Here is a 25,533-nt window from a genome sequence, read left to right as displayed (position 1 = left end):
GGATCTGAAGCCGTACATCTCATGTTTGCTGCGCGACAGCGCAGCCCGGAAGGGCTGGGTGATCTCCCACAGGACATCACAGGCTTCAAGGCTTGCGCAGTATCTGTGGGAGCGGGCAAGCCCGCGAACAGGCCGGCACTGGCAGCAAAGGATCTGAACCGTTTGCTTGTTCAGCCATAAGGCGGCGCTGGCAGTTCGGCCAGCAGGGTTTTCAAGCCGTCGCTCCATTGCCTGCGAATCTGCTGGTAATAGGCATCGTCGCTGGTAATGCGCTTGCGCGTCATGTTTTCCAGGCTGTTATTGCGGTACACCAGCAAGTCCAGCGGCATACCCACCGACAGGTTGCTGCGGATGGTGGAGTCGAACGAAATCAGGCCGCAGCGCAGCGCTTCATCGAGCGGCGTGCGGTAATCCAGGTTGCGGTCGAGTATTGGCCTGCCGTACTTGCTTTCACCCAGCTGCAGAAACGGGGTGTCCGGTGTGGCCTGGAAGAAATTGCCTTGTGCATACACGTTGTAGATGGCCATGGGGCCGCCGGCTATCTGGCCGCCGACGATGAATGAACTGCTGAGGTCGATATCGGCCGTGAGCTTGCTGCGGTCTCTTTTGACCACCTCGCGCAGGGTGTCGGCGACCAGCACCGTTGCATCGTAGAGCGTGGCAACGTTCAGCAGGTGGGGGCCGTTGCCCTGGGTGCGTTGCTGCAGCAGGTTGATCACCGACTGCGAGGTCGCCAGATTGCCGGCGGTCTGCAGCACGATCAGCCGCTCGCCCGGGACGCTGAAGACGAACAACTTGGTAAACGTGGAGATCTGGTCGATACCGGCGTTGGTGCGTGAGTCGCTGATGAAGACAAGCCCGTCCTCCAGGTGCATGGCGACACAGTAAGTCATGCGGTTTCCCTTGTGTTGCGTGTGGAAGGGTCTTGCCGCACTCGCGCGGCAAGACCGGTCTGAAGCCATCCTGTCACTGGCGATGCACGTGGACGCTGGCCTGCATCGATTCGGCGCCGCCGCCGCGGCGTACGCCCCTGACCGGACAGGCATCGAGATAGTCCAGGCCCACCGCCAGCTTCAGGTGACGCTCTGGCCGGGTCAGGCGGTTGGTAATGTCGAAGCTGTACCAGGCATCGTCGACCCAGGCTTCGGCCCAGGCGTGGCTGGCCAGGTGTTGTTCGTCTTCGGTACACAGGTAGCCGGACACATAGCGTGCCGGCACTCCCAGGCTGCGTGCGCAGGCCAGGAAGGCGTGCGTGTGGTCCTGACACACACCTGCGCCACCGCGGAAGGCTTCGATGGCCGTGGTGCCCACCGATGTGGCACCAGGGCTGTAGGGCATGTGCTCGGCCAGGCCTTGCATCAGCCCGATCAGTGCTGCCCGGTCGCGGTGACTGCCGCATTGCCGGGCGGCGAAAGCAGTCAGGGTGTCGTCGGCCTGCGTCAGGTGGCTGCCGCGCAGGAACGGCAGGGGCGACTGGCTCTCGGTTTCGTGTTCGCAATCCGGGTCGATCTCGACCTGGCCGTGTGCGGTAAGCGCCAGGTGGCCATGGGGTTTGTCCAGTGTCAGCACATGCAGGATGTTGCCGTAAGGGTCGATCTGGCCCTTTACCTTGCAGGGCAGGTCCAGTTGCCATTGATTGATACGCTGGCGTTCGCTGCTGCGCGGTGTCAGGCGCAGGAACTGGATACTGTTGCATACGTCGCTGGCGTAGTTATAGGTCGTGTCGTGGCGAATGGACAGTTTCATACAACCTCCAGGTAGGAGTGATGGACGGCCTGGCCCAGTTGGTTGATGCGGCCAATGAAGTCGCTCAGCCAGGGGTGCAACCCTGCATCGAGGATTTCGTCGATTGCGGTGTAGCGCAGGCGCGCATTCAGTTCGGCGGCCATGCGCTGGGCGGCACGCCCGGTACTGCCCGGCAGACCCGCCAGGATCAGGTCCAGTTCCTCGATGCAGGCATGCAGCGAGCGCGGCACGTCCACCCGCAACAGCAGCAACTCGGACACCGGCCGGGCACTGGGCGCGGCGCGATAGAGCTCGTTGAAGGCCTCATACGAGGTCAGCGCGCGCAGCAGGGCGCTCCATTGGTAATAGCCGCGGGCGGAGTCGTCGCTGACCTCTTCGGAGGCCTCGCCGAACATTTCGTAGCGCGCATCGAGCAGGCGCAGGGTGTTGTCCGCCCGTTCCAGGAAGGTCCCCAGGCGAATGAAGCTGTAGGCATCGTTGCGCATGATGGTGCCGGAGGTCGCACCGCGGAACAGGTGCGATCGTTCCTTGACCCAGTCGCAGAACTGGCTGATGCCATAGCGACCAAGGCCATTGCTGGCAATGTTGCGCATTTCGATCCAGGTGGCGTTGATGTTCTCCCACATGTCGGCGGTGATACGGCCGCGCACTGCATGGGCATTGGTCCTGGCAGCCTGCAGGCAGCAATAGATGCTGCTGGGGTTGGTGGCGTCGAGGGCGAAGAAGTGCAGCATGCGCTCGGTGTCGAGTTCATTGTGCCGACGCAGGTAGTCGTCCAGCATGCCCGAGGCCATCAGCGACATTGCCAGTTCGGTATGGCCGTCGCTGCGCCCGGCCTGGGGCATCAGCGATAGCGAATAGCTGACCTCGAGCATGCGCGCGAGGTTTTCTGCACGTTCCAGGTAACGGGACATCCAGTACAGGTCGGAAGCGGTTCGCGAAAGCATGGCTCAGTCCTCCACCACCCAAGTGTCCTTGGTACCGCCGCCTTGCGACGAGTTGACCACCAGCGAGCCTTCCTTGAGCGCCACGCGCGTCAGGCCACCGGGCACCAGGCGGGTTTCACTGCCCGACAGCACGAACGGGCGCAGGTCGATGTGACGCGGTGCGATGCCGCTGTCGACGAAAGTCGGGCAGGTTGACAGGCACAGCGTCGGTTGAGCGATATAGGCGTGCGGGCGGGCTTTGATACGCGCGCGGAAGTCCTCGATCTGGGCTTTGGTCGAAGCAGGCCCGACCAACATGCCATAGCCGCCGGAGCCCTGGGTTTCCTTGACCACCAGTTCGGGCAGGTGGGCCAGTACATGGGACAGGTCCGCCGGCTTGCGGCACTGCCAGGTCGGCACGTTGTTCAGGATGGGCTCTTCGCTCAGGTAAAAGCGGATCATGTCGTCGACATAGGGGTAGATGGATTTGTCATCGGCCACGCCAGTGCCGACGGCGTTGGCCAACACCACATTGCCGGCGCGGTAAACCGAGACCAGCCCCGGCACGCCCAGCATCGAATCAGGGTTGAAGGACAGCGGGTCGAGGTAGTCGTCGTCCAGGCGGCGATAGATCACGTCCACCTGCTGGGGGCCGGCCGTGGTGCGCATGTAGACATGCTCATCACGCACGAACAGGTCGGCGCCTTCGACCAGCTCGATGCCCATTTCCCGGGCCAGGAAGGCATGCTCGAAGTAGGCGCTGTTGAAACGGCCAGGGGTGAGCAGCACGGCAGTGGGGTTGTCCAGTGGACTGGCGCTTTTGAGCGTGTCCAGCAGCAGGTTGGGGTAGTGGTCGATGGGCGCGATACGCTGGGCGGCAAACAGTTCGGGGAACAGGCGCATCATCATCTTGCGGTCTTCGAGCATGTAGCTGACGCCGCTGGGGGTGCGCAGATTGTCTTCCAGCACGAAATAGCTGCCATCGCCGTCACGTACCAGGTCGACACCGGCAATATGTGCATACAGCCCACGGTGCAGGTCCAGGCCCTGCATGGCGATCTGGTAGCCCTCGTTGGCCAGCACTTGCTCTGGCGGGATGATACCCGCCTTGAGGATGCGCTGGTCGTGGTAGATGTCCTGCAGGAACAGGTTCAGCGCCTGTACCCGTTGAATGCAGCCACGCTCGACCGTGCGCCACTCGCTGGCGCGGATGCTGCGCGGGATGATGTCGAAAGGGATCAGGCGCTCGGTATCCTGCTTGTCGCCATACAGGGTGAAGGTGATGCCAGCGCGGTGAAACAGCAGGTCGGCCTCGCGCCGGCGCTGTTCCAGCAACTCCAGCGGGGTGTTGGCCAGCCAGCGGGCGAACTCCTGGTAATGCGGGCGGCAATTGCCATCCGCTTCGTACATTTCATTGAAAAAAGCCCGGGACATACCCACTCCTTGCCGCCGTTACCGGCAGCTTCATTGCGGTTCATCTGCGTCTTTCAGGGTGCTGCCTTGCTGGGGTAAGTGGGAGCTGTGTCTCGCGTTAACCTCGGTCTCGGTAGATTGCCTGTGCATTGAGCACAATCAGTGTGTGCAATAAAAGTGCCGAACACGCCTGGCGGCTCTGGGGGGCGGGAAATGTGAGGGGCACAACCGATGTGAGCTGCCTGGCCGCAAGGGCCGGCGCATCAAAAAAGGGCGCTATTGATCCGGGCGCGGCTTTTGAACCGAAATGGGGCGCAGGCCGGTACCTGGCGGGCGAAAAAGGGAATATTCCGGGTGCATGACGTGGGGCGGAGGGGGCATGCATCGAGCGCCGCGCGGGCGGCACTCGATTGGGCGAACGCTGAATATCGTGAGACGGGCGCCTTCAGGGCGTCAGAGGCAGGCGTAGACCACCAGTTCCACCAGCATTTCTTCCCGGGCGAGGCCAGCCACTACTACGGCCGCGCGGTTGGGGTAGGGGGCCTGGAAATACTCGGCGTACACGGCATTTACAGTTGCCAGATAACGGCGGTCGGTCACGTAGATCAGCACCTGGGTCACGGCATCCAGCGAGCTGCCAGCGGCTTCCAGGGTGTGGCGCAGGTTGTCCAGTGTCTGGCGGGCCTGTGCCTCGATGCCGCCGGCAACCACCTGGCCCTGCGTATCGATTGGGATCTGGGCCGTGTACAACGTACCGTTGCCAACGACCGCCCATTCCAGTGGCGCCCTGGAGGCGAACAGCTCGGTCTTTATTGCATGCTTCATGGGTTGTTTCCTCAGTGGCAAGGGTGTTCAGTCGGCGTCGCTGCCGCCGCCTGCACCGTGGCGGCGTGAGGCATCGGTGCTCTCGACAAGGATGTGTTCGGCCAACTGCCTGAGCCTTTGCCAGGTATGTTCGTTGACTGTAAAACCTTGCTGCAGTGTGAGCTGCGGGTCGGTTATTGCCTGGGCGGTCTGGGCTGGCCGGGTGAACAGCACCGTTACGTCTTGCGCGGCCGCTTCAATGGCCTGGGGCCGAGTTTCACTGCTCAGATCCGGGCGCGGCATACCGGCGGTAAAATCGGCCAGGTGGCATTGGCGGGCGTCCTCCCAGCGGGCTTGCACGTGCAGCCCCTGCACAGCTGCCCGGCTCAGGTAGCCCAGCAACAGCAAACGGTTGTGGCAGTGGCGGATGCGCAGTTCGGCCTGACCACAGCGCATGGCCTTGGCTGCCGCCAGTTCCACCACCGTGGCGGCGCAGCGCAACACGCTCTGGCCCTTGGCGTCGATCACCAGCAGGGCGTTATCCTCATGGCACAAGGCGTATGGCCGTGCAGCTTCGGCTTGCAGATAACGCAACGCCTTTTCCAGTGCACCGACGCCATCGAGCCCCTGCAGTTGCAACCAGCCCACGAGTTCGGCGGCATCCTCGCAGTCGCCCGGGGCGAAGCCCATGCCTTCGAATGCCTTGCGGCACATCACCTGTATTTCGTTAAGCGATACGCGCATGGTCAAAACTCCCTGTGCGGCATGACTGCGAAATTCCAGTCGTCTGCGAACGGCTGACCGATGTCGCTGACCAGCGGCGCGCCCTGGAACAGCGTGATACGCACCCAGCGGCTTGACTTGGGGTCGAATTTCCCCGCGCCGAAAAATGCCAGTTTGCAGCGCAGCAGGTGAATCGGCAGCATGTCCCGGGCCAGCAGATTGGCACGGATTTCACCGTAGTTCGTTTTTGCCATGCCTTGCAGGCGGCGTACCGCGCCCTTGAACATCGGTTGGGCGATCAGGAAGTGAGCGGTCAGCGCCTGGGGCTGCAGTTGCAGGTGCTCCAGCAGTGCGCCATGGCACTGCTGGATATTGCGGGCAATGCCCAGTTGCATTTCTTTTTCGGCCCCCGGCTCCTCTGCGCGAATGCCCAGACGTGGTTCTTCTTTCTCAGCTGAGCGGTACCAGAAGAAGTGCTCCGCATCGGCAGCACTGAAGTCGTAGCGCAACGCCCAGCCATACTGCTGCTCGATGAGCTGGCGCAGTTGCCCAAGGGGCATCTGGGCGTCCAGCTGCCAGCCTTCGTTGACGCCCATGTGCTCGGCCAGTGGCGCGATCTGCTCGGGGTACAGCTCCAGCAGCAGGCTGACCAGAAGCTCCTGGCAGCCTACCCCCGTATGTAATTGCGCCCAGGCCAGCAGGCGCGGCCAAAGGCCCGCGCCGTCGGCTTGCGTGCCAAGCCAGGTGGCCAGTAAAGCAAGCTCGGCCAAGGTTTGCAGGTTCTGCTCATGCTGGCGCTGGTCTTCGGTCCGGGACTGGCTCAGGTGCAACCGGGCGCGCGCCAGCAATTGCTGCAGGCGCGCCAACGGGGCGGGCTCCGCCGGCTGCGCCAGCACCAGGGCCAGGGCCGTTTCCCGCGTACTGATCCAGTGCTCCACCAGTTGAGGGTGGTTGATCAGAAAAGGGGCCATTCCCAGCCCGGTCGCGTTGCCGACCCCCAGGTAGCGTTGAAGGGCCGGGGCCAGTTGCACTGCCCGCTGCGGGGCGAGTGCCTGGGCCATGTGGTTGATCTGCTCGATGCTGAAGTGACGCAGCAGGTAGACGGTGAACATCTGCGCGCTGAACGGCTGGTTGAAGTCCGGGTTATCTTGCAGGCAACCAAAATCGGCGATGCCGAACTTGCCGTTACCGTAAACAGCTGTAGTGCGATACAGGTAGCCGACTTCAGCCAGTTGCTGTGGATCGGGCTGGCGACCTTCTGCCAGCGCCGCCAGAAACCGGTCGAAATTGCGCAAGCTACGGTTGGCCCGCGACAACACCAGCACGCGTGCATCGAAGCGGCCGGCTTCCTGCAGCGGCACGTTGCGTTGCAGGTCGGCCAGTTGTGCCGAGTCGACATCGCCGGCCACCAGCACGAAGCTGACGTCCCACTGGTCGGCGATGACCCGATCGCTGCGCTTTTCCGGCGGCAGGTAGGCCGAGAAGATCACGCAGTGGTAATGGCCGTTTGGCGTTTCGATGCGGTAGATCGCAGTGCCGAAACCTTGGCCATCGAGGTCGAAACAGCTGCGCCGGATTTGCCAGCGCTGTTGCATCATCCGCCGCATGCTGCTGCGCACGAAGCTGAGCGGGCTCTGGAAGTGGCTACCTAGCCGGGCCAGGTCCATGACTTGGCTGGCAGGGCGCAACGCGGGTATTGCAGGCACGCTGTTGGGCATTGTTGTTGTACCTGGATGGATCATGTTCAGACGCCTTGTTCACGGGCCATGTGTCGAGCGATGCGCACGGCATCCCACAGCGCTGGCAGGATCACCAGCGACACCGGCACCGCGGTGATGACAATGAAGGATTGCAGGGCCGTCACTCCGCCTGCGCCAATGGTGATCAGCACTACCGCCGCCAAGCCCATGCCGATGGCCCAGAAACCGCGCAACCACTTCTTCGGTTTATCGTCGCTGGACATCGCCAGCGCCACGGTGAAGGCCATGGCGTCGCCATTGGTGGCCACCGAGATGAAACTCAGGAACAGGAATAGCGCGCTGACAAGGCCACCCAGTGGCAGGTTCTGCGTCACTCCCAGCAACAGGTCTTCAGGCTTGGCGCCATGGGCGGTGACGCTGCCTGGCGTTTGCAGCTCCAGGCCGATCCCGGTGCCGCCCACCACGGTGAACCAGAACATGGTCACCAGCGGTGCGATGATCGACAGCGTCATGATGATCTCGCGGAGGGTGCGGCCCCGCGAGATCCGCGCGACGTACAGTGCCACCATGGGCGCATAGCCGATGAACCAGCCCCAGTAGAACACCGTCCACCAGTCCAGCCATTTGGGGTCGGCGCGGAACATCGTCAGGGGGATGAAGTGCTCCACGTGCAGGGCAAAGGCCGCCGGGAAACCGCTGAGGATGAACAGCGTCGGTCCGAATACCACCATGAACAGTGCCAGGCCGATCATCAACCAGACGTTGATCTCGCTGACAAAGCGGATGCCTTTGAGGCCCACCAGGCACGAGACAGTGTACATCGCGGTAACCAGGACAATGGTCAGCGACTGGGTGACGATGGTGTTGGGCAACCCCCACACGGCGTGCATGGCGCTGCTGATCTGCAGGCCAAGGAAACCGATCGGACCGATGGTGCCGGCCACTACCGCGATGATCGAGGCCGCGTCGGCCAAGGTGCCGATCGGGCCCTTGATCGCTCGCTGGCCGAACAGGGGGTAAAGCAGGGTGCGCGGCGCCAGCGGAAGGCCTTTATCGTAATGCAGGTGCATCAGCACGATCGCCAGCAGGCTGCCCAGCACGGCCCAGGCCAGGAAGCCCCAGTGCACGAACGATTGCGCCAGTGCCGCGGTGGCCGCCGCTTCGCTGTGCGGTTGCAGGCCGGCGAAGAAGGGCGGCGGGCTGGCAAAGTGCATCAAGGGTTCGGCAGCGGCCCAGAAGGCGCCACCACCTGCCAGCAGGGCGCACATGATCACTGCGATCCAGTTGAAGGTGCTGACGTCCGGGCGCTGGGTGACCCCGCCCAGGCGTACACGCCCGCATCTGGAAAAACCGATGAACAGGCTGACGGCGAAGGTTGCCAGCATCAGCACTTGCCAATAGAGGCCAAAGGCCTTTGTCGACCAGGCGAACAGGGTATTGACCAGCGCCGACACGGTGTCGATGTCGATCAGCGCCGCCAGCAGGAAGGCGCCGAGGAATCCGCCGCTGATCAGGAACAACGGCCAGTCGATATCGCGTGCCATAGGCACGCCCATGGCCTGGCCGTCAGCCTGCAAGGTGGTTGGGTTTTTCATGAAACCTCCGGAACCTGCGATTGTTTTTATTCTTGGTGCTGTCCGTGCAAGGGGGTCAGGCCTTTGCCGTGGTGGCGGTCTCCAGCAGGCGCAACCAGTTCAGCCCCATGATCTTGCCCACGTCGTGCTCGGAAAAGCCGCGGGTGCGCAGGCCCTTGGCGATGTTGCGGAAGTCGCGACTGTCGCGGAACCACTGCAAGGGCGCCGGCCAGTTGGCGTTGTCCCTGGAGCCTTCGCCGTAGTCCTTGTCCTTGCTCCAGCGGCCGTTGCGCATCCATTCCAGCACGGACAAGGGTTGCGCCTGGCACAGGTCGGTGCCGATGCCGATGTGCTCCACACCCATCAGGTCGGCGGTGCGCGCGACCATGTCGCAGAAACTTTCCAGGCTACAGTCCGAGGCACCCTTGAGGTGGAACGGGTAGGTGCTGAACCCCAGCAGCCCGCCCGACTCTGCGATCCCGCGTAGCACCGCATCGGACTTGTTGCGCTTGGCGGCGTGGAAGCTGGCAGGGTTGGCGTGGGAGATGATCACCGGTCGGCTCGACAGTTCGATGGCCTCAAGCGTGCTTCGCTCGGCGCTGTGAGACATGTCGATGAGCATGCCGACGCGGTTCATTTCGGCGATCACCTGGCGACCGAAGCGGCTGATGCCGTTGTCCTCGCGCTCATAGCAGCCGCTGGCCAGCAGGCTTTGGTTGTTGTAGGTCAGCTGCATGACGAACACCCCGAGCTGGCGGAAAACCTCCACCAGGGCAATGTCGTCCTCGATCGGCGAGCAGTTCTGGAAGCCGAAGAAGATGCCCACCCGGCCCTCCTCGTGGGCCAGGCGGATGTCGCTGGCCGTGCGTACCGGGCGGATCAGCTCGGGCCATGTTTCGAAGCGGCGGTTCCACTCGCCCAGGCGCGACAGGGTTTCGCGGGCGTTTTCGTGGTAGGCGATGGTGGCGTGCACCGCGCTCAGGCCACCGGCCTGCATCTGCTGGAATATTTCCTGGCTCCAGTTGGAGTACTGCAGGCCGTCGATCATCAAGAGGTCGTGCATGGCATGTATTCCTTCAGGGCCGCAGGTAGGTGGTCTTGACCACGGTGTAGAAGTCGCGAGCGTATTTCCCCTGTTCCCGGGGGCCGAAACTCGAGGCTTTACGGCCCCCGAATGGCACGTGGTAGTCGGTGCCTGCAGTGGGCAGGTTGACCATCACGCAGCCAGTCTGGGCGCGGCGCTTGAAGTGGCTGGCGTGGCGCAGCGACTGGGTGATGATCCCGGCTGTGAGGCCGTACTCGGTATCGTTGAGCGTGGCCAGCGCCTCTTCAAGATCGCGCACGCGGATCACGCAGGCGATGGGGCCGAACACTTCCTCGCGGTTGATGCGCATGTCGTTGCGGCTGTTGATGAACAAGGCAGGGCGCATGTAGTAGCCATCGGAGGCCAGTTGCAGGCGTTCGCCACCTTCGATCAGGGTGGCGCCTTCGGCCTGGGCCAGTTGCAGGTAGGCCAGGTTCTGTTCCAGCTGGCGCGCGTCAGCTACCGGGCCGATCTGTACGCCTGCCTCCAGTGCATGGCCAACCTTGAGCTGGCGCATGCGCAGGCGCAGCGCCTCGACGAAGCGGTCGTGGATGCCGTCGCAGACGATCAGCCGTGACGACGCGGTGCATTTCTGCCCGGTGCCGAAGAAGGCCCCGTTGAGCGCGCATTCCACGGCCAGTTCGAGGTCGGCGTCGTCCATGACCACCAGGGCATTCTTGCTACCCATTTCCAGCTGGCAGCGCACCAGGTTACCGGCGGTGGCCACCGCTACGCGTCGGCCCGTCTGCAGAGAACCGGTGAACGTCAGGGCATCGATCTCGGCGGACTGGATCAGGGCCTCGCCGACGTCGGCACCGCTGCCCATCACCAGGTTGAAGGTGCCGCTGGGCAGGCCCTGACGGCTGATGATCTCGGTGAGCGCCCAGGCACTGGCCGGCACCAGGTTGGCCGGCTTGAACACCACGGCGTTGCCGAAGGCCAAGGCCGGGGCGATTTTCCAGGCGGCGGTGGCCATGGGGAAGTTCCATGGGGTAATGATGCCCACCACACCCACCGGTTCGCGATGCACTTCGATGTCGACCCCAGGCCGCACCGAGGCGGCAGTCTCGCCCATCTGGCGCAGCACTTCGGCGGCGTAGTAATGGAAGAACTGGCCACTGCGGTTGACCTCGCCGATGCCTTCGACCAAGGGTTTGCCTTCTTCTCGCGACAGCAGTTCGCCGAGCTCTTCCTTGCGGGCGATCAGCTCGTCGCCGATGGCCATCAGCACTTGCTGGCGGCTTTCCAGGCCACTGGCGGACCACAGGGGTTGAGCGGCGCGGGCGGCCTGGATGGCCTGGCGGGCCTGTTCGGCACTGGCCTGATGGTACTGGCCGATCAGGTCGCCAGTGTCCGAGGGGCTGTAGTTGCCCAAAGTGGCGTGGCCTTCACACCACTGGCCATTGATGTAGTTGTTGTAGGTCTTGTGTGACATGGATGAACGCCTCCGTTTGCATGGCATTCATCATGCGAGCAATATGCAGCAAATAAAAATTAATAAAAAAAATGCTTTGATAAGGAATGCTAACCATGTTGCCCGAGCTGAAAATCGCCCAGTTGCGTTACTTCGTGCTGGTCGCCGAACTCAAGAGTTTCCACGCGGCCGCCCGCCAGGCCTTTCGCACCCAGCCTGCGATATCCCTGGCCCTGCGTGAACTGGAGCAGAAGCTGGGGCAGGCACTGGTCGAAAAGGGCGGTGGCCGGGTAGAACTGACGCCATTTGGCGAGCATTGCCTTCCGTTGTTTCGTGGCTTGATCGAGCACCATGACCGTATTGCTCGTGAAGTCATGCTGTTTGCCCGGCATGAGATCGGCCAGGTCAGCATCGCCACCGTGCCTTCTGTGGCCAGCCGAATGCTGCCAGGGCCGCTGGCCCGCTTCGTGGCCGCGCACCCCAATGTGCAGGTCAGCATTCAGGACGGCACGGCCGAACGTGTGCAGCAGTTGCTCGCACAAGGGCAGGTGGATTTCGGCATCAGCAGCCTGTGGGTGGACGATGACCAGCTCGAATTCGCCCCCATCGTGAATGATCAGGTTGGCGTGGTGTGCCGCAGCGACCACCCGCTGGCGCAGGCGGGGGGGCGGCTGCATTGGGCGCAGTTGCTGGGTGTGCCGATGATTCGCAACGGTACCTCGCAATTGCTGGCGGGTACCGAGGCCGAGGGTTTGCTGGCCGATAGCCGGCTGTTCATTTCCAACATGATTTCGTTGATCGCCATGCTGGAGGAGGGGGTAGGGATCAGTACCTTGCCGTACCTCGCTTTTCCGCAGGAGAACGACAAACTGGCGTTCGTACCCCTTGAGGAGCCCAGGGTAGAACGGCATATCGGCATGCTCACCCGCAAAGGGCGCAGCTTGTCACCTGTGGCGGGGGCACTGATGGCGTTTCTGCAGGTGCAGTTGGCGAAGGCTAGTTGATTCGTTGGCGGTAGGGGCATGGCGCGCCATGGCCGGCACTGAGGTTCGCAAACGCACGCCCGGCTTTCAGAGAACCGGGCCTGACGCCACGCTGACACCTGCCAGCGTGGTGAACGAGATGTCCTTGGCCGTGAGCAGAAAATCACGCACGTACGGCACCTCCAGCATGTCACTGCGCAGCGCAGCATAGAGGTTTGCCTGCAGGCCGTGCTCGCCAAGGCGCTTGGCGGTTACATAGCCGCGCGAACTGTATTCGTGCACGGCCCAGTTGGGCAGGCAGCAGACGCCGCGCCCGGACGCAACCAGTTGCATCATCATCACGGTCAGTTCTGAAGTGCGTACCTGTGCGGGCTCGACGTCGGCGGGGTCGAGGAAGCGGGTGAAGATGTCCAGACGGGTGCGTTCGATCGGGTAGGTGATCAGTGTCTGGCTGGCGATATCGGCGGGCTGCAGGTACGGCTTGTGGCGCATGGCGTGGTGGTTGTCGATGGCCAGCAGTGCCTCGTAGCTGAACAAGGGCACGTAGCTGATACCCGGCAGTGTCACTGGATCGGAGGTCACCACCAGGTCCAGGTCGCCGCGCTCCAGGGCTGGCAGTGGTGCGAAGGAAAAACCGGAGGCGAGGTCCAGTTCCACCTCAGGCCAGGCGCCGCGGAACTCATCCACTGAAGGCATCAACCACTGGTAGCAACTGTGGCACTCGATGGCGATGTGCAGCCGTCCGGCGCAGCCCCCGGCCAGTTTGCCCAGGTCCCGTTCGGTACTGCGGATCTGAGGAAGCACCCGGTCGGCCAGCTGCAGCAGCTTCAGCCCGGCGCTGGTGAAGCGCACCGGCCTGGACTTGCGCACGAACAGTGGCATGCCGATGCGCTCTTCCATATCGCGGAACTGATGCGACAGGGCTGATTGTGTCAGGTGCAGGCGCTCGGCGGCCTCGTGCAGGCTGTCGGTTTCACGCAGCGCGTGGAGGGTTCGCAGGTGGCGTAAATCGATCATGAGTAAAATGGCGGATCAACGCAGTAATGGCGGGTTTTCTTCACTGCTGCGTGATCCTGACAATTCCTTTGATGGGTTTTCCGTGAGTGGGGTGAGGCTCAAGCCGCGTGAGGCGCGGCAAGGTTGCAGTACTGCCCCTTGAAATACAGCAGCGGCTGCGTGGCAGCCGTTGCCTGCAGGTTCAACGCTTTGACTTCGCCAATCACGATCAGGTGGTCCCCGGCGGCATGTTCGGCGTGAATTTCGCAATCAAGCCAGTGCAGGCTGCCGGCAATGATCGGGTTTCCCAACGGCGATGCTTGCCATTCGACGCCCTGCCACTTGTTGGCGCCGCGCCGGGCAAACTGGTTGGAAATGCCGACCTGCTCACCTGACAGGATGTTGACCGTGAAGCGCCCAGCCTGGCGAATTTTCGGGTAGCTGGCCGAGCTGGACATCACACTGAATGACACCAGCGGCGGGCTCATCGATACGCTGTAGAACGACTGGCAGGTGAAGCCGATCGGCTCACCTTCATGGTGCGATGTAATCACCGTGATGCCGGATGCGTAGTGCCCGAGTGCCTGGCGAAAAGTCGACGGCTCAATCGCCGTACCGGAAAGCAACATGGTAGGTCCTGTGGCTGCATTCATTTCAGCGTGCGTTAGCGAGTTCCTGACGGACGATGGCTGCGCCTGCACTCAAGGCCTTGAGCTTGCCGCTGGCTACCTGGCGGGGCAGGGGCGCCATGCCGCAGTTGGTGCAAGGGTAGAGCTTGTCGGCATCGACGAATTGCAGTGCCTTGCGCAGGGTGGCGGCGACCTGTTCGGGTGTTTCAATGACATGGGTGGCCACATCGATGGCGCCGACCATGACTTTCTTGCCGCGAATCAGCTCGAGCAGGTCCATCGGAACATGCGAGTTATGGCATTCCAGCGAAATGATATCGATGCTGGACTGCTGCAATTTGGGGAAGGCCTGTTCATATTGCCGCCATTCTGAACCGAGGGTCTTTTTCCAGTCGGTGTTGGCTTTGATGCCATAGCCATAGCAAATATGGACGGCCGTTTCGCACTTGAGGCCCTCGATGGCCCTTTCCAGGGTAGCTACGCCCCAGTCATTCACGTCGTCGAAGAAAACATTGAATGCCGGCTCGTCGAACTGAATGATGTCCACGCCCGCGGCTTCCAGCTCTTTGGCTTCCTGGTTGAGAATCTTGGCGAATTCCCAGGCCAGTTTCTCGCGGCTTTTGTAGTGGTTGTCATACAGTGTGTCGATCATGGTCATGGGGCCGGGCAGCGCCCACTTTATCGGCTGTGTGGTGTGCTGGCGGAGGAACTTGGCATCTTCGACAAACACCGGCTTTTGTCGAGCGACAGCGCCCACCACCGTCGGTACGCTCGCATCGTAGCGATCACGGATTCTGACGGTTTTCCGTTGTTCGAAATCAACGCCGCTGAGGTGCTCGATAAACGTGGTGACAAAGTGCTGGCGGGTTTGTTCGCCGTCACTGACGATGTCGATACCGGCGTGTTGTTGTTCTTGCAAGGCCAGGCGCAAGGCATCCTGCTTGCCTTCGACCAGTTGCTCGTCTTGCAACTTCCACGGTGACCAGAGTGTTTCGGGTTGAGCCAGCCATGCGGGTTTAGGCAGGCTGCCGGCCGTGGAGGTGGGTAGCAATGTGTTCATGAACAGTGACCTTGTGTTTTGAATGGTTCAACGTGCGTATTGAGCGGACCAGTGCGCTAGCGTGGCCTGGTAGGGTTTGACAAATTGCTCCTCGGCAAATTTGCCCTGCTCGATCGCCAGGCGGCTGCGCTCTTCCCGGTCGTAGACAATGCGCGTGAGCGAGTAGTCCTGGTTGTTCAGGCTGGGCTGGTAGGCCTTGCCTGCTGGAGAATTGGCGTTGTAGATCTCGGGTCGGTAGATCTTCTGGAAGGTGTCCATGGTGCTGATGGTGCTGATCAGTTCAAGGTTGGTGTAGTCAGCCAGCAAGTCGCCGGCAAAATAAAATGCCAACGGGGCGACGCTGTTCGGTGGCATGAAATAGCGCACCTTCAAGCCCATTTTCTTGAAGTATTCATCCGTCAGCGAGTACTCATCCTGCAGGTACTCAACACCTAGCACAGGGTGTTGATTTTCGGTGCGCAGGTACGTCCTGCTGCTCGATACGCTCAGGCAGATAACCGGTGGTTTGCTGAAGTGCTCCTGGTAGGTGTGCGAGTTGACGAAACACTTGAACAGGTTGCCATGCAGCTCGCCGAAATGATCAGGTGTGCTGAAGGTCGACCGGTGCTTGTTATGCTCCAGTAACAGTACGCTGAAGTCGTAATCGCGCACGTACGAGGAGAAGTTGTTGCCTACCATGCCTTCGAGGCGAGTATTGTTCTTGCGGTCGACAATATAGGTTTTCAATATTTCGATCAGCGGCAGGGCATTGCCGTGCTGCGCATTTTCGAGATTCATTTCCACCGATATGATATCCAGCTCTACGCGGTAGCGGTCATGTTCGGGGTTGTCCCAGTGCGCCAGCGCATTGAAACGGTTATTGATCATCATCAACGTGTTGCGCAGGTTTTGCTGGCGGTTTGTACCCCGTGCCAAATTGGCGAAGTTGGTCGTGATGCGGGTGTTTTCGGCAGGGCGATAATGTTCGTCGAACGCAATGCGCTTGACGGTGAATGTTGGCGCTTTATTCATGGTGACGGCTTCCAGGTGCCTGAGTGTGAGCAACTCAGTGCTTGTCAGTTGCGTAGGCTGAGTCGTTCACAGCGTAATCTTGATGTGTTTGATTGAGGTGTATCCTAGGCGGGGCGCTGCATGAATGATATTGAAGTTATTTCACAGGTTTTTTAGCCCTGCTCATGATGCGTTGCCTGGTCGACTGCGGCATCATGGCTGCCTGGCCTTCACCTCACCCAGGAGACAGCGATGATCAAAACCGGCGATCAACTGCCCGACGTTACCCTTTATCAATACAACAACGACGCAGGCGCCTGCGCGATCGGCCCGAAGGCCTTTTCCATTCGCGAGCGTTGCAAGCACAAGAAGGTGCTGATCTTCGCGTTGCCGGGCGCGTTCACGCCGACGTGCTCTGAACGTCATGTTCCCGGTTATGTCGCGGCGGCCCCTGCGTTGTTCGCGGCTGGCATTGACGAAATCCTGTGCGTTTCGGTGAACGATGCCTTTGTCATGAACGCCTGGGGCAACAGCTTGCAGGTCGGGGATGCGGTCAAGATGATCGGCGATGGCAATGGCGAATTCAGCGAGGCGCTGGGCCTGACCCAGGACCTTTCGGCACGCGGTTTGGGGCGGCGCTCGCAGCGGTATGCGATGTTGGTCGACGACCAGGTAGTCCAGTACATTGCGGTTGAAAGCCCCGGCAAGTTCGAGGTCAGCGATGCGGCCAGCCTGCTGGCTGTGTTGCGCTAGCCATACCTTTCAGGCCTTGCCGACAACGGTTGTCAGGGCTGCCAGAACACTTTTCGAACCGGCCGCTAACAACAAGGTACAGACGGTTGAAACTTCACCAACTCAGGGCGCTGGTCGCCATTCATAACGCAGGCAGCATCCTCGAAGCCTCAAAGCTCATGCACATTACTCAGCCCGCGCTGAGCCGTTCGATCAAGGAGCTGGAGCGGGAGGTGGGTTTTACCCTGTTGCAGCGGTCGCACAAAGGCATGGCCCTTACCGAGGAAGGCAAACGTGTCATCCGCCATGCCAACCTCGTGGTAGAAAGCATACGCCGCCTGCAGATCGAAGCGGCGAGCATTCAGGATGCGGCGCTGGGCGCCGTGTCGATCGGGGTTACGTCGTTGACGGCGATGCTCGATGGCGTCGATGAAAGTATCCTGGCCTTTCGGCGCAAGTACCCGCGGGTGAAGATCACCATCACCGACTTGCGCCCCAGTCAGATCCTGCAGCGCTTGCGCGATGGCAGCCTGGACTTCGCCATTACTTCGCAGCAACCGCTGAGTCGGCTGAGCCTGGACTGGGAGGCACTGGGCAGTATCAAGGGCACGGTGATTTGCCACGCCTCGAATCGGCAGAAGTTCAGCCAGTCACTGCGCACCTTGCAATACGCCCCCTGGATCAGCCTGGACGAGTTGTCCGATCAGGCCTCGCAGTTTCACCAATTGTTCGAAGCCAACGGCCTTCGGGTGCCACAGAACACCGTTGAATGCACTTCAGTGATGATGGCGCTGAAGCTGTTGAAGAACACGGAATCGTTGATGACCATCAGCGAACTGGCGGTGGACCAAGGGTTTACCTACGGTATCGATTGCGAGTTCGTCGCCATGGCGGTGCAGGAGTTGATTCCGGATTACCCCATCAACCTGGTCTGCATTGACCGCCACAGCCTCACGGCGCCTGCCCAGGAGCTGTTCCACAGCTTGCGCGGGCAGGTGCTCAAGCAGACCCGCCCCGTTGGGTCAGAAGTGGTAGTACATGCCTAGCGAGATGTTGCTCGGGTTATCGCCAGCCTGGTCCACCGGGGTGCCGGCGTAGGTGACCGACGAGGCGCGCTGGTTGGCGATCATGCCGAGGCGTCCATAAAGGGCCCAGCGGGGGTTGATGAAGTGGTCATAGCCGATCATCACACCCCACGCGTCCTTGTCGCGGGCGCTGACCTGGCGTTGCATCACCGCCAGGCGCAGCACGTCCAGCTCGCCCACCGGCGCCATCATGCCGAAGGTGTACAGCGTGGTGCTGGGTGTGCCGGCCTGGTCCACGTCCTGGCGTTGCCAGGTGAGGCTGGTGGCCAGCGGGCCGAAATCGTAGAACGCCGACAGGCTCTTGAAGTCGTTGGCGGTCTGACGTGAGACGCCGCCGTCGTCCCATGGGTCGCTGTAGTAGCGGTTGTAGGAGGCCAGCACCATCACCCGGCTGTTGCGGTATTGCAGCCGGGCGCCACCGCCACGCACGGTGCGCCCAGCGCTGGCGGCATCGTCGAAGCCGAAGCTTAGCGCGGTACCGAGGCTGAAGCCGCTGAAGGTGGGGCTGGTGTAGGCCAGGGTGTGCTTGGGGCGCAGGTCAAGGTAGAAGGCGCCCTTGCCGGCGGCAGGCAGGGCCAGGTAGGTGTAGGGCGAGCCATAGGTGGCCAGGAACGGGTCGGCGTAGGTGGGGGTGGCCATGCCGTAGGTCTTGCCGAACTCGAGCTTGCCCAGGGTGCGCGAGCGCAGGGCGACCGTCGCCAGGCGCAGGGTACCGACGGTGTCCCAGGTGCCCTCCAGAGCCTCGCCATTGAGGTTGAAACCCTCCTCGACGTCAAGCTCCACGACGGTATCGGAGTCAAGCGCCTTGCGTGCGTACAGCCCGAGCTTGTTGGTCCAGGCGCCGCCACCGGCCAGCCTGAAACCTGAGTGGTGCTGCGAATCGTGATAGCTGGCGAATGCATCCACGGTGCCGTACACCTTGAGCGTGTCATCGAAGCCGTAATCAACTCCGTAGTAACCGAAACCCGGCGCAATCCGCGCGAGCGTCGGAAAACCCTCTGCCTGTGCCTGCGCAGCAAGGCAAACCCCTTGGATCATCAACAGCAACGACGTAGTGCGAGTGTTCATTCACGACTCCAGGCCAGCACGGTGATGTGGTGGCTTTAGCGTCGGTGAACAATACGTTGCAGCGTGATTGCTTATTCGGTCAGGTCATGCCGTTTGGTTAATCAGGGGCTGGCGCGGCGTGTGGATTGGCGAGCGCATCCGTTTTAGAAGGGCTTCGTAACAGCGTCAACGCTGCGCTACGGATGCTGGTTTGTGGGCGTTTTTGGGGCCGCGCGCGGAGCGAGGGCGAACGGTGCGCCAGCTCAGGGCATTTTGGCCAACGATCGTTCCGGGTAATTAACCATTGGTTAGGCACATGCCGAAAGCGCAAGTGTATTGAGTGCCCGATTGGCTGATATTCGCTGCACGCCGCGATTTGCCAACGGAGATAACAATGATCAGACCGCTACCCACATCGCCGAGCCTGCAAAAAGGTGCGCATTCAGCCGCGCAGGTGTCGTCCTCCCGTAAAACCTTGGTCGCCTGCTCGCTGGGCAATGCGCTGGAAATGTACGACTTCACGATCTACAGCTTCTTCGCTGTACTGATCGGCAAGCATTTCTTTCCCTCCGACTCGGCCATGGCGTCGTTGTTGATGTCGCTGGCCACTTTTGGCGTCGGTTTTCTGATGCGCCCGGTCGGGGCGATGGTCATCGGTCGCTATGCGGACCGGCATGGACGCAAGGCCGCTTTGAGCCTGACCATCGGGCTGATGACCCTGGGCACAGCAATGATTGCTTTTGCGCCCACGTATTCACAGATCGGGATTTTCGCCACGTTGCTGCTGGTGACCGGCCGGCTGATCCAGGGCATGTCGGCAGGCGGGGAGGTCGGTACCGCGTCGGTGTTCCTGATGGAATCCAGTGCGGTCGGCAATCGCTGCCAGAGCGTCAGCTGGCAGGCTGCCAGCCAGGGCTATGCCGCCTTGGTGGGGGCCGGCTTTGGCCTGGCCCTCAGCCAGTTGCTCGACCCTTCCGCGCTGGAAAGCTGGGGATGGCGCATACCGTTCATCTTCGGCCTGCTGATCGGGCCGGTCGGTTGGTATATACGCACACGGTTGCCGGAAACCCATGAGGCCGCACCGGCGCAGAAGGCAGAGCAGGGGCTGGATGCCGAACTGCTCAAACGCATCGCCCAAGGCATCGGCCTGATGGCCAGCTCGACCATTGGCATGTACCTGTTCGTGTTCTACATGCCGACCTACCTGACCACGGCCTTGCATTACCCATCCGGCAGCGCGATGGCAATTGCCTGTATCAGTAGCGGCTGCATGGCAGTCATCTGCCCGTTGGCCGGTAAATTCGCCGACAAGTATCAGCTCAGAAAACGCCTGCTGGTGTGGACGGTCGCCGCGCCGGTGGTGTTGACCCTGCCCGTGTTCTATCTGCTTGGGCACGTGCAGCACATGGGCCTGGCCATGATGGGCGTGGCGATCCTGATCTTGCCGACCTGCATCGGTGCCGGTGCGTTCTTCGCGCTGATCATGGAGGGCTTCCCGAAGGCCAGGCGCTCCTTCGGCACCTCGGTCAGCTACAGCCTGGGTGTGACCCTGTTCGGTGGTTTTTCGCCGTTGGTGGCCACCTGGCTGATTGCAGCGCTGGGCACGCCGTTGGCGCCAGCCTACTTCCTGCTGGCCGGCGGCGTTGTCAGCCTGGCCTGCCTCAGATACTTCCCTGAAAACAAAGGATGCGAGTGACATGGGTATTTTGCAGAGCAATCAAACACCGGGCTCAGCCGCCGAGCTGGATGAGTTCGTCATGCTGCGCCGGCAGATCCACGCTGCGCCGGAAATTGGCGGCGACACCCCCGATACGGCGGCCCTGGTAGCCGATAAGCTGCAAGCGTTGGGCTATGAAGTGCATCGCAATGTGGGCGGGCATGGAGTGGTCGGCGTGCTGAAAGTGGGCGACAGCCCGCGCAGCATCGGTTTACGCGCCGACATGGACGCACTGCCCATGGGCGAGAAGAATGCGTTTGCGCATGCCAGCAAGATCCCCGGCCGCATGCATGCCTGTGGCCATGACGGGCATACCGCGATCCTGCTGGCAGCCGCTGCGCAACTGGCGGCTACACGCCAGTTCAACGGGACGTTGAACGTGATATTCCAGCCCGACGAGGAAGGCCTGGCGGGGGCCAAGGCGATGATCGACGACGGCTTGTTCGAGCGCTTTCCGTGCGACTCGGTGTATGCGCTGCATAACATGCCCGGCCTGCCGGTGGGCACGTGCGTGGTGCAGGCGGGGCCCACCATGGCGTCTTCCGAACGTGTCAGCATTCGGATTACCGGTAAAGGCGGGCATGGGGCGATGCCGGAACTGTCGGTAGACCCGGTGATGGCGTTGAACAGCCTGATCAGTGGCATCCAGACCATCAAGTCGCGCAACCTGAGCGTCGAGGACTACGCCGTGATCAGCATCGGCATGATCCAGGCCGGCACCGTCTACAACATCATCCCTGACGAGGCCTGCATGTTGCTGAGCGTGCGCACCGACACGGCCCAGACCCAGCAGAAGATCAACAGCCGCATTGACGCCCTGGCCAAGGGGCACGCAGAAAGCTATGGCGTGGAGATCGATGTGCAATTCACCCAACTGGCACCCGCCTTGTGCAACAGCGATCACGAAAGCGCGTTGCTGCGTGACAGCCTGAGGCCGCTGTTCGCCGACGGCGCGCTGCTGGACAAGATGCCGAAGAAGGTCATGGGCACCGAAGACTTTGCCTACATGTTGCAGGCGCGGCCTGGCTGTTACTTCATGCTGGGCAATGGCACGGGCGAGTTCCATGGTTGCTCGGTGCATAACCCCCACTACGATTTCAATGATGCCTTGGTGAAGATTGGCGCTGATTGCTGGGTGAAGTGGGTTCAGGACTATCTGCGTTGACCCTGCGTGATCTGCGCTGGAATGGTCTACGCTCTCAGCCGAAGCGCGTCGTTACAGGCTTCATCCCGTTATCGTCGCTCTGGCGATTCACACCGACGGACCAGGGTCGGTCCAAAGAGGGTGCAGCAATGGCGACTATCGACACCGAGAACCTTGCAAAGGGGCTGCAGCAGGTTGAAGCCTGCTGGCAGGCGTATACCTCGTCACAGCGACTTGTCGAGGGCCTTGAGGGGAGCGACCTGAGCAGTGCCATTGAAGCTGCCAACCGCGATTTCACCAGGTTTCAGAACCAGTGCCAGCTTTTTTATGCCGAAGTGCGCAAGAGGGCAGCGGATGCGGACAAGCTGGAGAGCGACATGGCGCTGTATCCCCATTACTTTCAGTGACGCCCTGATTGAACGTCGCGCTGTGCCCAGGTTCTGACAAGCAAAGGGTACAGCGAGGACGCTTTCATGAGCATCGAACGCAACATTGCCGCGCTTGAAGCCTGGTACGCCCAGTACGACGACATCAGTTACCGGCGCGCGTCACCGGATGCCTACCACCATGAACTGCTTCGCACAGCCGAGGCCCTGCGCGACGACGGTGCCATCGATTGGGACGACTGGTTGGCGCTCAAGGCGCTGGCCGCTGAGGCGCATATCCGCGCGCTGGAAGATGCCGTGCAGGCCCATGTGAGCGACCCGGACGCATGAAAGCGCTGAAGATTGCCACCTTCAACATCAATGGCATCCGCAGCCGTTTGCCGGCGCTGCTGGCCTGGCTGGAGCGGGAGCAGCCCGACATCGCCTGCCTGCAGGAGCTGAAGGCGGCCGATCAGCAGTTCCCTCGTGCGGAGCTGGAGGCGGCAGGCTATGGCAGCCTTCATCATGGGCAACCGTCATGGAACGGCGTGGCCATTCTGGTGCGGGGCAGCGATCCGCTCGAGGTTCGCCGCGGTTTGCCCGGCATGGAAGAGGACAGCCAGAGCCGCTATCTGGAAGCCGCTGCACACGGGGTGTTGGTCGCTTGTCTCTACCTGCCGAACGGCAACCCGCAGCCCGGGCCCAAGTTCGATTACAAGCTGCACTGGTTCGAATGCCTGATCCAGCATGCGCGCAGCCTCTATGAAAGTGGCCACCCCACGCTGCTGGCAGGGGATTTCAATGTCGTGCCCACCGACATGGATATCTACAACCCGCGTTCCTGGCTGAAGGACGCACTGCTGCAGCCCGAGTCGCGAGCGTGTTACCAACGACTGCTAGACCAGGGCTGGCTCGATGCCATACGCCATCTGTACCCGGACGAGCGTGTCTACACCTTCTGGGACTATTTCCGTAACCACTGGGCCCGCAATGCTGGGTTGCGAATCGATCACCTGTTGCTCAACCACGAGCTTGCGCCTTATTTGAAACGGGCGGGTGTCGATGCATGGGTGCGCAACGAGGCCAAGGCCAGCGACCATGCGCCCGTCTGGATCGAGCTGGGTACGCGTCGTGCTCGATCATAGTGAATGCAGCACATGAACGAGCGCCGGGCTAAGGCGTTCCGACAGTAGCCGACTTCAGATTGCATTCAGATTCGGCCCCGATAATTCCCTCCGTCGCACCCAGGCGGGGAAATTTCATGACTCAGACTCATCAATGGCACAGTTTGCTTCCGTTACCCATCGGTAGCCATGCCGATCATCAGGCGCATCTTTCTCTTCACCTCAGCGGCGATCAAGGGCGCGGCGAACTGGAGCACTTCATACACGAGCGCTTTGCCAGTGTGCACCAGGCGGATGTGAAACATTACCTGCCGGAACTGCTTGCCTTGCAGGGTAGCCACGGTCGCCTGATCGCGGCGGCAGGCATGCGACCGGCCAGCGAAGGGCCGCTCTTCCTTGAGCGGTATCTGGACGAGCCTCTGGAATCTGCTGTTTCACGGGTAACCGGTGCCTCAGCGGATCGCAACTGCATGGTAGAAGTAGGCAACCTGGCCTCGCTCAGCGCCGGCAGCGCTCGAATAATGATCATCGCCGTGACGTGGTTGCTGGCCATGCGCGGTTTGGAGTGGGTGGCATTCACGGGCGCCGCGACACTGTTCAACAGTTTCCGGCGACTGGGGCTGGTGCCCACTGTTCTGGCCTCAGCGGATCCTGCGCGCTTGCAGGGCCAAGTGGACCAATGGGGGACTTACTACGACCAGCGACCACAGGTATTTGCCGGCAACATAGGCTTTGGCTTCGATGCCCTGAAGCAGGCGGGCATGTTCGAGCGGCTTGGGTTTCCCATGTTAGCCCTGGAGACCGGCCATGCGGCATGAACTGACAGCCTTTCAGGCACTGTTGCGCCAACACGCCCTGGAACATCCTGACGCCGTGGCCGTCCAGGGAAATGCGCAGCGTTACACCTACCAGCAACTGCTCGACGAAGTCGAATCTCGCGCGGCCAGCCTGCGCAACCAACCTGCAGGAACCTTCGCCGTGGTGCTGGATAACGGGCCCGAAGCGCTATTCTGGGATCTGGCGGCGCTGTTCGCTGAACGTGCCAGTGTGACAGTGCCGTCGTTTTTCAGCGCAGCCCAGTTCCAGCACTGCTTGCAGCAAAGCGGAGTCACGGCGGTGGTGTGCGAGGCGCAGTGGGCTGATCAGCTCACTGCGCTTGGCTTTGACCGGCAGGCACCAGCTAATGTCTGGCTGCGTGACAGTGTTGTCGCCCCGGCGCTGCCTGAGGGCACTGCCAAGATCACTTACACCTCCGGTAGCACCGGCACGCCCAAAGGCGTGTGCCTGAGCGCTGAAACCATGCTGCGTGTGGCGCATGAGCTGGAGACCGCCAGCCGCCCAGCCGAGCCGCAGCGATACCTGGCGGTACTGCCACTGGGCGTTTTGCTGGAAAACCTGGGCGTCTACGCCGCGCTCATGGCTGGCGCTTGTGTGCAGCTCTATCCACAGCAGCAGTTGGGGATGGGTGGGGCAAGCCAGGTCGACTTCAAGCGCCTGCTGGGCGCAATCGCCCTCAGTGGTGCGCAGAGCCTGATCCTGGTGCCGCAACTGCTGATGGGGTTGGTGACAGCGATCGAGCGTGGCCTGATGCGGGTCGGCCCTCTGCGTTTGGTGGCGGTAGGCGGTGCTCGGGTATCGCCAAGCCTGCTCGCGCGGGCCGAGGCGGTCGGTTTGCCGGTGTTCGAAGGTTACGGCTTGTCCGAGTGCGCCTCGGTAGTGGCGCTCAACCGCACAGGGGCTGTACGCCCGGGGAGCGTTGGCAAGCCGTTGCCGCATGTGCAGGTGCGCATCGCCGAGGATGGCGAAGTTCTGGTGGCCGGCTCGATATTGCTGGGCTACCTGGGAGAGCCGCCTGTAACCGGGCAGTGGTGGGCAACAGGCGATGTAGGCCACCTCGATGAGGATGGCTACCTGTATCTGGATGGCCGCAAGAAGCACCAGTTCATTACCAGCTTCGGGCGCAACGTCAACCCGGAGTGGGTGGAAGCCGAGCTGAGCCAAAGTGGCGTGATCGCCCAGGCTTTCGTGCATGGCGAAGCCCTGCCAAACAACCTTGCCTTGCTCTGGCCACTGGATCCCGGCATCAGCGACGAGGCCATCGAACAGGCCGTACAGCAATGCAACGTGCGGTTGCCCGATTACGCCCGGGTGCACGCCTGGCGCCGTTTACCTGTGCCTCTGAGTACGCTTGACGAAACCCTGACTGCCAATGGCCGCCCGCGACGTGAGGCGATCTTGCAGCGTTACCACACCCTGTTATCCGACATCTCGTTGTGA

The 25,533-nt window shown here is 61.7% G+C and carries 26 protein-coding genes; 11 read left to right on the top strand and 15 right to left on the bottom strand.

The window, feature by feature from the left end; translation table 11 throughout:
- Positions 1 to 180: hypothetical protein (locus tag ACF8EF_RS20195; RefSeq protein ID WP_392514317.1), on the top strand; the 180-nt coding region annotated here is incomplete at its 5' end.
- Here the strand turns inward: ACF8EF_RS20195 and ACF8EF_RS20190 are convergent.
- From ACF8EF_RS20190 to ACF8EF_RS20145, 10 genes are all read right to left on the bottom strand, one after another.
- A complete protein-coding gene (locus ACF8EF_RS20190; RefSeq protein ID WP_176684097.1) occupies positions 171 to 893 on the bottom strand; it encodes a proteasome-type protease in 723 nt (240 codons plus the stop codon). The genes ACF8EF_RS20195 and ACF8EF_RS20190 overlap by 10 nt on opposite strands.
- 73 nt (positions 894 to 966) lie before the next feature.
- Positions 967 to 1,746 carry a transglutaminase domain-containing protein gene (locus ACF8EF_RS20185; RefSeq protein ID WP_392462441.1) on the bottom strand — a complete coding sequence of 260 codons (780 nt, stop codon included), beginning with the start codon at positions 1,744 to 1,746 and terminating at the stop codon, positions 967 to 969.
- On the bottom strand, positions 1,743 to 2,693 hold the full coding sequence (locus tag ACF8EF_RS20180; RefSeq protein ID WP_176684095.1) for an alpha-E domain-containing protein: 951 nt from the start codon (positions 2,691 to 2,693) through the stop codon (positions 1,743 to 1,745). Before ACF8EF_RS20180 ends, ACF8EF_RS20185 begins: the two co-directional genes overlap by 4 nt.
- A gap of 3 nt (positions 2,694 to 2,696) precedes the next feature.
- Complete coding sequence (locus ACF8EF_RS20175) at positions 2,697 to 4,106, bottom strand: circularly permuted type 2 ATP-grasp protein (RefSeq protein ID WP_176684094.1); 1,410 nt, start codon at positions 4,104 to 4,106, stop codon at positions 2,697 to 2,699.
- Between the two features lie 432 nt (positions 4,107 to 4,538).
- Positions 4,539 to 4,910 carry a RidA family protein gene (locus tag ACF8EF_RS20170; protein ID WP_003254071.1) on the bottom strand — a complete coding sequence of 124 codons (372 nt, stop codon included), beginning with the start codon at positions 4,908 to 4,910 and terminating at the stop codon, positions 4,539 to 4,541.
- Positions 4,911 to 4,937: 27 nt separating this feature from the next.
- Complete coding sequence (locus tag ACF8EF_RS20165; RefSeq protein WP_392462439.1) at positions 4,938 to 5,633, bottom strand: DUF3726 domain-containing protein; 696 nt, start codon at positions 5,631 to 5,633, stop codon at positions 4,938 to 4,940.
- A 2-nt stretch (positions 5,634 to 5,635) separates the two neighbouring features.
- Positions 5,636 to 7,330: a hypothetical protein gene (locus tag ACF8EF_RS20160; RefSeq protein WP_392462437.1), complete on the bottom strand. Its 1,695-nt coding sequence runs from the start codon at positions 7,328 to 7,330 to the stop codon at positions 5,636 to 5,638.
- A gap of 26 nt (positions 7,331 to 7,356) precedes the next feature.
- Complete coding sequence (locus tag ACF8EF_RS20155; RefSeq protein ID WP_176684091.1) at positions 7,357 to 8,907, bottom strand: BCCT family transporter; 1,551 nt, start codon at positions 8,905 to 8,907, stop codon at positions 7,357 to 7,359.
- Positions 8,908 to 8,962: 55 nt separating this feature from the next.
- Complete coding sequence (locus ACF8EF_RS20150; RefSeq protein ID WP_176684090.1) at positions 8,963 to 9,949, bottom strand: dipeptidase; 987 nt, start codon at positions 9,947 to 9,949, stop codon at positions 8,963 to 8,965.
- A 13-nt stretch (positions 9,950 to 9,962) separates the two neighbouring features.
- Entirely contained in the window at positions 9,963 to 11,405 is a 1,443-nt protein-coding gene (locus ACF8EF_RS20145) for an aldehyde dehydrogenase family protein (RefSeq protein ID WP_392462435.1), read from the bottom strand.
- Between the two features lie 95 nt (positions 11,406 to 11,500).
- Between ACF8EF_RS20145 and ACF8EF_RS20140 the strand changes: the two genes are divergently transcribed.
- Entirely contained in the window at positions 11,501 to 12,388 is an 888-nt protein-coding gene (locus ACF8EF_RS20140; protein ID WP_176684088.1) for a LysR family transcriptional regulator, read from the top strand.
- Positions 12,389 to 12,454: 66 nt separating this feature from the next.
- On the opposite strand, the gene ACF8EF_RS20135 is transcribed toward ACF8EF_RS20140, so the two are convergent.
- The 4 genes from ACF8EF_RS20135 to ACF8EF_RS20120 all read right to left on the bottom strand — a co-directional run bounded on the left by ACF8EF_RS20135 (position 12,455) and on the right by ACF8EF_RS20120 (position 16,063).
- Positions 12,455 to 13,384, bottom strand: a complete 930-nt coding sequence (locus ACF8EF_RS20135) for a LysR family transcriptional regulator (RefSeq protein WP_392462434.1) — start codon at positions 13,382 to 13,384, stop codon at positions 12,455 to 12,457.
- 98 nt (positions 13,385 to 13,482) lie between these two features.
- The gene (locus tag ACF8EF_RS20130; protein WP_104961956.1) at positions 13,483 to 13,992 is read right to left on the bottom strand and encodes a flavin reductase family protein; all 510 of its coding nucleotides are present in this window, start codon (positions 13,990 to 13,992) and stop codon (positions 13,483 to 13,485) included.
- A 25-nt stretch (positions 13,993 to 14,017) separates the two neighbouring features.
- Positions 14,018 to 15,052, bottom strand: a complete 1,035-nt coding sequence (locus ACF8EF_RS20125) for a methionine synthase (protein WP_176684085.1) — start codon at positions 15,050 to 15,052, stop codon at positions 14,018 to 14,020.
- Positions 15,053 to 15,079: 27 nt separating this feature from the next.
- Entirely contained in the window at positions 15,080 to 16,063 is a 984-nt protein-coding gene (locus tag ACF8EF_RS20120) for a DUF1852 domain-containing protein (RefSeq protein ID WP_176684084.1), read from the bottom strand.
- Positions 16,064 to 16,294: 231 nt separating this feature from the next.
- On the opposite strand from ACF8EF_RS20120, the gene ACF8EF_RS20115 reads away from it, so the two are divergent.
- Together ACF8EF_RS20115 and ACF8EF_RS20110 are read left to right on the top strand one after the other, a co-directional pair.
- Positions 16,295 to 16,795 carry a peroxiredoxin gene (locus tag ACF8EF_RS20115; RefSeq protein ID WP_010953616.1) on the top strand — a complete coding sequence of 167 codons (501 nt, stop codon included), beginning with the start codon at positions 16,295 to 16,297 and terminating at the stop codon, positions 16,793 to 16,795.
- 86 nt (positions 16,796 to 16,881) lie between these two features.
- Positions 16,882 to 17,820 (top strand): LysR family transcriptional regulator, encoded by a 939-nt coding sequence (locus tag ACF8EF_RS20110; protein ID WP_176684083.1) that lies wholly within the window; start codon positions 16,882 to 16,884, stop codon positions 17,818 to 17,820.
- Here the strand turns inward: ACF8EF_RS20110 and ACF8EF_RS20105 are convergent.
- Positions 17,797 to 18,927, bottom strand: a complete 1,131-nt coding sequence (locus tag ACF8EF_RS20105; protein WP_176684082.1) for a porin — start codon at positions 18,925 to 18,927, stop codon at positions 17,797 to 17,799. The genes ACF8EF_RS20110 and ACF8EF_RS20105 overlap by 24 nt on opposite strands.
- 373 nt (positions 18,928 to 19,300) lie before the next feature.
- On the opposite strand from ACF8EF_RS20105, the gene ACF8EF_RS20100 reads away from it, so the two are divergent.
- From ACF8EF_RS20100 to ACF8EF_RS20070, 7 genes are all read left to right on the top strand, one after another.
- The gene (locus ACF8EF_RS20100; RefSeq protein WP_176684081.1) at positions 19,301 to 20,602 is read left to right on the top strand and encodes an MFS transporter; all 1,302 of its coding nucleotides are present in this window, start codon (positions 19,301 to 19,303) and stop codon (positions 20,600 to 20,602) included.
- Position 20,603: 1 nt separating this feature from the next.
- The gene (locus ACF8EF_RS20095) at positions 20,604 to 21,788 is read left to right on the top strand and encodes a M20 aminoacylase family protein (protein WP_392462432.1); all 1,185 of its coding nucleotides are present in this window, start codon (positions 20,604 to 20,606) and stop codon (positions 21,786 to 21,788) included.
- Positions 21,789 to 21,916: 128 nt separating this feature from the next.
- Entirely contained in the window at positions 21,917 to 22,174 is a 258-nt protein-coding gene (locus ACF8EF_RS20090) for a hypothetical protein (RefSeq protein ID WP_176684079.1), read from the top strand.
- Positions 22,175 to 22,240: 66 nt separating this feature from the next.
- The gene (locus ACF8EF_RS20085; RefSeq protein ID WP_209966582.1) at positions 22,241 to 22,483 is read left to right on the top strand and encodes a hypothetical protein; all 243 of its coding nucleotides are present in this window, start codon (positions 22,241 to 22,243) and stop codon (positions 22,481 to 22,483) included.
- Entirely contained in the window at positions 22,480 to 23,277 is a 798-nt protein-coding gene (gene xth, locus ACF8EF_RS20080; RefSeq protein ID WP_176684077.1) for an exodeoxyribonuclease III, read from the top strand. The genes ACF8EF_RS20085 and xth overlap by 4 nt, the downstream gene beginning before the upstream one ends.
- A gap of 116 nt (positions 23,278 to 23,393) precedes the next feature.
- Positions 23,394 to 24,074, top strand: coding sequence for a thermostable hemolysin (locus ACF8EF_RS20075; protein ID WP_392462430.1), 681 nt, complete (start codon positions 23,394 to 23,396; stop codon positions 24,072 to 24,074).
- Positions 24,064 to 25,533 carry an AMP-binding protein gene (locus tag ACF8EF_RS20070; RefSeq protein WP_392529303.1) on the top strand — a complete coding sequence of 490 codons (1,470 nt, stop codon included), beginning with the start codon at positions 24,064 to 24,066 and terminating at the stop codon, positions 25,531 to 25,533. Before ACF8EF_RS20075 ends, ACF8EF_RS20070 begins: the two co-directional genes overlap by 11 nt.

The organism is Pseudomonas sp. zjy_15 (assembly GCF_043101865.1).
Taxonomy (GTDB): Bacteria; Pseudomonadota; Gammaproteobacteria; order Pseudomonadales; family Pseudomonadaceae; genus Aquipseudomonas; species Aquipseudomonas putida_Y.
Note: the sequence above shows the minus strand (reverse complement) of the source record. Positions and strands in the feature narration are given on the sequence as shown.

Bases quoted from the DNA above. Each gene is read 5' to 3' on its own strand.
- ACF8EF_RS20125 (WP_176684085.1), bottom strand. From the start codon at position 15,052: ATGAACACATTGCTACCCACCTCCACGGCCGGCAGCCTGCCTAAACCC.
- ACF8EF_RS20190 (WP_176684097.1), bottom strand. From the start codon at position 893: ATGACTTACTGTGTCGCCATGCACCTGGAGGACGGGCTTGTCTTCATC.
- ACF8EF_RS20145 (WP_392462435.1), bottom strand. From the start codon at position 11,405: ATGTCACACAAGACCTACAACAACTACATCAATGGCCAGTGGTGTGAA.
- ACF8EF_RS20070 (WP_392529303.1), top strand. From the start codon at position 24,064: ATGCGGCATGAACTGACAGCCTTTCAGGCACTGTTGCGCCAACACGCC.
- ACF8EF_RS20095 (WP_392462432.1), top strand. From the start codon at position 20,604: ATGGGTATTTTGCAGAGCAATCAAACACCGGGCTCAGCCGCCGAGCTG.
- ACF8EF_RS20115 (WP_010953616.1), top strand. From the start codon at position 16,295: ATGATCAAAACCGGCGATCAACTGCCCGACGTTACCCTTTATCAATAC.
- ACF8EF_RS20100 (WP_176684081.1), top strand. From the start codon at position 19,301: ATGATCAGACCGCTACCCACATCGCCGAGCCTGCAAAAAGGTGCGCAT.
- ACF8EF_RS20140 (WP_176684088.1), top strand. From the start codon at position 11,501: ATGTTGCCCGAGCTGAAAATCGCCCAGTTGCGTTACTTCGTGCTGGTC.
- ACF8EF_RS20170 (WP_003254071.1), bottom strand. From the start codon at position 4,910: ATGAAGCATGCAATAAAGACCGAGCTGTTCGCCTCCAGGGCGCCACTG.
- ACF8EF_RS20155 (WP_176684091.1), bottom strand. From the start codon at position 8,907: ATGAAAAACCCAACCACCTTGCAGGCTGACGGCCAGGCCATGGGCGTG.
- ACF8EF_RS20105 (WP_176684082.1), bottom strand. From the start codon at position 18,927: ATGAACACTCGCACTACGTCGTTGCTGTTGATGATCCAAGGGGTTTGC.
- ACF8EF_RS20130 (WP_104961956.1), bottom strand. From the start codon at position 13,992: ATGTTGCTTTCCGGTACGGCGATTGAGCCGTCGACTTTTCGCCAGGCA.
- ACF8EF_RS20085 (WP_209966582.1), top strand. From the start codon at position 22,241: ATGAGCATCGAACGCAACATTGCCGCGCTTGAAGCCTGGTACGCCCAG.
- xth (WP_176684077.1), top strand. From the start codon at position 22,480: ATGAAAGCGCTGAAGATTGCCACCTTCAACATCAATGGCATCCGCAGC.
- ACF8EF_RS20135 (WP_392462434.1), bottom strand. From the start codon at position 13,384: ATGATCGATTTACGCCACCTGCGAACCCTCCACGCGCTGCGTGAAACC.
- ACF8EF_RS20185 (WP_392462441.1), bottom strand. From the start codon at position 1,746: ATGAAACTGTCCATTCGCCACGACACGACCTATAACTACGCCAGCGAC.
- ACF8EF_RS20120 (WP_176684084.1), bottom strand. From the start codon at position 16,063: ATGAATAAAGCGCCAACATTCACCGTCAAGCGCATTGCGTTCGACGAA.
- ACF8EF_RS20160 (WP_392462437.1), bottom strand. From the start codon at position 7,330: ATGCCCAACAGCGTGCCTGCAATACCCGCGTTGCGCCCTGCCAGCCAA.
- ACF8EF_RS20165 (WP_392462439.1), bottom strand. From the start codon at position 5,633: ATGCGCGTATCGCTTAACGAAATACAGGTGATGTGCCGCAAGGCATTC.
- ACF8EF_RS20090 (WP_176684079.1), top strand. From the start codon at position 21,917: ATGGCGACTATCGACACCGAGAACCTTGCAAAGGGGCTGCAGCAGGTT.
- ACF8EF_RS20075 (WP_392462430.1), top strand. From the start codon at position 23,394: ATGACTCAGACTCATCAATGGCACAGTTTGCTTCCGTTACCCATCGGT.
- ACF8EF_RS20150 (WP_176684090.1), bottom strand. From the start codon at position 9,949: ATGCACGACCTCTTGATGATCGACGGCCTGCAGTACTCCAACTGGAGC.
- ACF8EF_RS20180 (WP_176684095.1), bottom strand. From the start codon at position 2,693: ATGCTTTCGCGAACCGCTTCCGACCTGTACTGGATGTCCCGTTACCTG.
- ACF8EF_RS20175 (WP_176684094.1), bottom strand. From the start codon at position 4,106: ATGTCCCGGGCTTTTTTCAATGAAATGTACGAAGCGGATGGCAATTGC.